The organism is Streptomyces sp. NPDC029151 (assembly GCF_055564315.1).
Map to the genome: position 1 here is coordinate 1 of NZ_JBVHWQ010000013.1, position 4560 is coordinate 4560.

A 4560-nucleotide genomic window follows, 5' to 3' on the forward strand; every position below is an offset into this window, starting at 1 on the left:
CTCACCGACGGACAGGGCATCCCGCTCGCGGTGTCGCTGACCGGCGGCAACCGCAACGACGTCACGCAACTGCTGCCGCTGCTGGACAAGGTCCCGGCCGTGGCCGGAGTCGTCGGCCGGCCCAGACGCCGGCCCGACATGCTGCTGGCGGACCGCGGCTACGATCACGACAAGTACCGGCGGCTGCTCTGGCAGCGCGGCATCCGCCCCGCGATCGCCGAACGCGGCCAGCCACACGGCACCGGCCTGGGCATCTTCCGCTGGGTCGTGGAGCGGACCATCTCCTGGCTCCACGGCTTCCGCCGCTTACGCATCCGCTGGGAGCGACGAGACGACATCCACGAAGCCTTTCTCGGCCTCGCCACCTGCCTCATCACACACCGCCACGTCCAACGCCTTTGTTAGGACCTCTAAGTCGCCTGCTGCCTGATCACCCACCGCCAACTGAGCTCATTGTGTTAGCCGTTGTCACGGGACAGCGGTTAGGGCGTGTATCGAAAGCACGGACAGGCCGGGCGGGGTGATGCCCCGGTCCGGCCCGTCCGCTCTCTGCTAGAGGTCGAGCTGATGCTGATGTGTCGTGTGCGTGGGTGTGTAGCCGAGACCGTCGTTGATCCGTCGCATGTGCGCGTTGCTGGCTGCGGTGTCCGTCAGGAGGCCATCGAGGTCCGGATAGTCCCTATGGGCTTGTCGGATCGACTCGGCCTTCATCCATCGGCCGAGGCCGTGACCACGGTGCTCGGGCAGCACGCCCGTGCCGTAGTGCTGGCCCTCACCTGTGCCGTTGCCGGGGATGACGAGTTCGGTGAACCCGGCGATCGAGTCGTTGGAGGCGTCGATGGCGACGACGGTGTGCAGGTGGTCGCCGCGCTGTTCGACGGCCTTCGCCGCGGCCCGCACGCGGTCCACGTCCCAGGCCACGGTGTCGTACTCGGCGTCGTCCATGGGCATGTCGTCCATGGCTCGGCGTGAGGCGGCGAACGTCCGGGCGAGGTCGTCGGGGACGGTTCCCTGCCATGACCTCAGCCGGTAGCCGGGGTGCGGACGCTCGACGATTCCGGCGAGGACGGTGGTGTCCACGTCGGCCATCGCCAGGCGGGCGTACCTGAAGGTGAGGACCTTCCGGAAACCGCGCGCTGCCAGGAAGTGGTCGCCGGGCGATCCGGCTTCTGCCTGCGCCACGACGCGGCGTCGGGCGTTGTCCCGGGCGGTGGCCACGGCGGTGTTGAGGAGCCGGGAGCCGACGCCCTTGCGGCGTTCTGCAGGATGAACGCGGAGGTCGAGCTCGGCGAGGTGCTCGTGTCCGCCGTCGAGCAGGCGCAGGAAGGCGGTCCCGGCAGGGATGGAGTCCGCGTCCAACGCCAGCCAGGCGAGACGTCGGCCGTGCGGCCCGTGAGCGGGGTCGGTCAGTGGGGTGATGCGAAGGGACAAGGTGTCTCCGTCGAGAGGAGGTGGCAAGGGTCAGTACGCGAGCTCAACTCCTGGGCACTCGTGCGCATGTGCTCTACACCTCCTGGTCGACAGCGCCGGCCTACACCGATGCGGGCGGCTGGGTGAACCTAGCTGGCCGACGGACCCCTGGGCAACGGATTAACGAAGAGGCGGTGCGCGTGTGTGGTCACAGCCACTCGTTGATGGCCGCGACGAGGACGGTCGCCTCATAGCGGACCGCGAGCTTGTCGTATCTCGTGGCCACGGCGCGATGCCTTTGAGACGATTGATGCCACACTCGACCGTATGCCGAGCCTTGTAGTCCTCGGCGTCCAACTTGGGCGGCCGGCCGCCGCGAGCGCCGAGTCTCCTGCGGTTGTGAGCCTGGTCGGCCTTGTCCGGGATGCAGCGAATGCCACGTCGGCGCAGGTAGGCACGGTTTCTGCAGGAGGCGTGCGCCTTGTCGGTCCGCACGCGATCAGGGCGGACGCGTGGCCGGCCCGGTCCGATGCGGGGCACTCGAACCTTCTCCAGCACCGCTTCGAACTGCGGCGAGTCCTTACGCTGCCCGGCCGTCACTACGATCGACATGGGCTTCTGCCCCTGCTCGACGGCCAGGTGCAGCTTGGGGGTGAACCCGCCGCGCGAACGCCCCCAGCCCGTGATCACCAGGCTCGGTGAAGGCACCACCCGGTGACTCCTTCTGCAGGTCACCCCGCTTCCGGGCCCCGGCCGCATGCTGATGGGCACGGCACACCGTGGAGTCGACGCTCAGGTCCCACGCGATCGCACCCTTCGCGTCGGCCAGGGATTGGAGCTGGGTGACGAGCCGGTGCCAGGTACCATCCCGTTGCCACCGGCGGAACAGGTCGTAGATCCGGCCCCACGGCCCGTACTCGACGGGTACGTCCCGCCACGGAACACCGGTCCGGACCCGGAACCGTATGCCGTCAATCAACTGCCGCCGAGACCAGACAGGCGGCCGACCTGCCTTCGCGCCCTTCGGCAGCAACGGCCCAGCGCCGCCCACTGATCATCCGTGAGATCTCCCCGCCCTATGAACGGTGATCATTCATCTCCTCAAGATCCACTTTCGCCGCACGGCCTAGAGCACCCGCATCACGATTCCGCTGACACCCACCCAATTCCGCCGACACCCACCCACTGCCACCCCGCCACCCACTCACAAGGCCCGCCAGGAAGTCCTGGCGGCGGTCACGGCTCGTGAGGGTCTTGAAGACGTCCGGGCTCGGCGTGTTCAGGGAGCCGTTGGCCCGGTCCAGGCCCGTCGTCTTGAGTGCGGCCGCATGCCCACGAGGCCGATGCCGTAGGTCACGGGGACTGGGGCGCGTTTCCAGGGCTGTGACCGGGCCGACGATGCCCACCAGGCCAGGGCGCAGCAGCGGCTCGCCGCCGGTGAAGCGGATCTCCTTGATCCTGAGGGAGGTGACCGCGATGTCGATCAGGCGGACGATCGCGTCGTCCGTGAGCAGGTCGGGCTTCGCCAGCAACCGCAGGCCCTCCTCGGGCATGCAGTACGTACATCGCAGGTTGCGCCAGTCGGTCAGCGAGACTCTCAGGACGGTGACGACTCGGCCCTAGGTGTAGATGAACACGTCGTGCGCCCGGACGTCGCCATGGTGTAACGGCCGGAATTGCGACAGTGGTTCGGCGACCTGGAGCATGGCGATCAGCCAGGCGACCAGGAAGCCGATGGAGTTCAGGAAGCCGTCGTAGCCGAAGAGAGAGATAGCGCCCGCGAGGGCTGTGCCCACCGGGTGCTGGCTGCAACTGACCGTAGTACATCCGCGAGGTCGGTCCGGCGGCGACGCGACTGTTGACCGGCTTGCTATGGGACGGCGTCTACCGCGTCGAGTACCTCGGTGAACAACTCCCGGTTCAACGAGTCGCCGATCTGCCGGCCGGGCGACTGCAGGCGGGCTTTACCGCTGCCAGCGGCGCCGCACGGCCGGAAATGATCAAGCCGGAGCCTGTGAAGCGAATCGCTGACCTGCACCAACCTCAAGAAAAGCTCAGATCAATCATGTTGTTCCGGTGCCGGGCGCCGGGGTAGCCGTGACATACTTCGTATCGCGTTCGACATTCCCGCGATCATCGCGGCAGGTTCGCCGAAAACACTCGACGGACCTGCTCGAAGATCGAATTGGGGTGGGACGTGGGTGATGTAGACAGTGTCAAGCCTCGTCGGCGAGGTTGGACCGATGCCGAACGTTGGCAGGTCTATTTGGCGGCGGCAGGGTTGATCGTGGCCATTATTGCCGCTGTGGGGCAGTTCGTGCAGTAGAAGTCCCACACGCGAGACCGGTCGGGACCGAGCTTCTCACGCAGAAGCCCGGTCGGCAACTAGGCGACCGGGCTTGTGAACTGCATTGAAGGGTCTGACTCGGGGTGCATCCCGAGCCGGGCCCTTCAATGTCGCTCGGGATAGGTGCTTGACACCCCTCGACCGACAGAAAGAACTATACCCGGCTAAGGCCATCATGGAGCCGCTTCCGGCGGCGCTGCAGCACGCGCAGAGTCCCGTTCCCTCACTGAACGCCCTGGTCAGATGAGATGTGACTCTCAGCGCGATGAAACGCTGCCCCGTCGGTTGGGGCGACCGGCGACGTGGGCCGCCATCGAACTGATCGCCAAACGCGGCACCTGGGGCTGAGAGCGGTACTTCCTCCCGAACGACCGCCCAGGGTAGGGCACTTGAGGGCAGCGGAGCCATGCGGGTTCGGGAGGTGGCGTGCTGCGGGACCAGCGCCTGGTACAGACGGCCGTGATCGGCCATACCGAGTCGGACATACCCGTCGTACTGCCCATGCAGGCCGGCGAGGTGAGTGCGTTCCGGCGCGCGCACGCGGCGGACACATTCTGGTGCGGGCGATGGCTGGGCGGGTGCGGGGGGCGCCTGGCGGTCAAGACATATCAGGACCGGGTCTGCCACTTCGCCCACCTGCCCGACCCCGGGCGTGGGGGGGGGGGGGGGGGGGGGGGGGGGGGGGGGGGGGGGGGGGGGGGGGGGGGGGGGGGGGGGGGGGGGGGGGGGGGGGGGGGGGGAGAGGGGGGGGGGGGGGGGGGGGGGGGAGAAGAGGAAGAAGGAGCGAGACGCAGAGTGGGGCG

2 protein-coding genes and 3 pseudogenes are annotated in these 4560 nt (G+C 68.0%); 1 reads left to right on the forward strand and 4 read right to left on the reverse strand.

Annotated elements, in window-relative coordinates; genetic code table 11:
- Window positions 1–405 (forward strand): IS5 family transposase (locus ACZ4VF_RS34135; protein ID WP_467930894.1); only part of this gene is annotated, 405 nt, incomplete at its 5' end.
- A 147-nt stretch (window positions 406–552) separates the two neighbouring features.
- Here ACZ4VF_RS34135 and ACZ4VF_RS34140 read toward each other — a convergent pair.
- The 4 genes and pseudogenes from ACZ4VF_RS34140 to ACZ4VF_RS34155 form a co-directional block, all read right to left on the reverse strand.
- A complete protein-coding gene (locus tag ACZ4VF_RS34140; protein WP_467930896.1) occupies window positions 553–1431 on the reverse strand; it encodes a GNAT family N-acetyltransferase in 879 nt (292 codons plus the stop codon).
- Window positions 1432–1618: 187 nt separating this feature from the next.
- Window positions 1619–2490 (reverse strand): annotated as a pseudogene (locus ACZ4VF_RS34145) (IS5 family transposase).
- A gap of 107 nt (window positions 2491–2597) precedes the next feature.
- Window positions 2598–3011 (reverse strand): annotated as a pseudogene (locus ACZ4VF_RS34150) (radical SAM protein); the annotation flags it as partial.
- Window positions 3012–3067: 56 nt separating this feature from the next.
- A pseudogene (locus tag ACZ4VF_RS34155) lies at window positions 3068–3194 on the reverse strand (sodium:solute symporter family transporter); the annotation flags it as partial.
- Window positions 3195–4560 lie beyond the last annotated feature (1366 nt).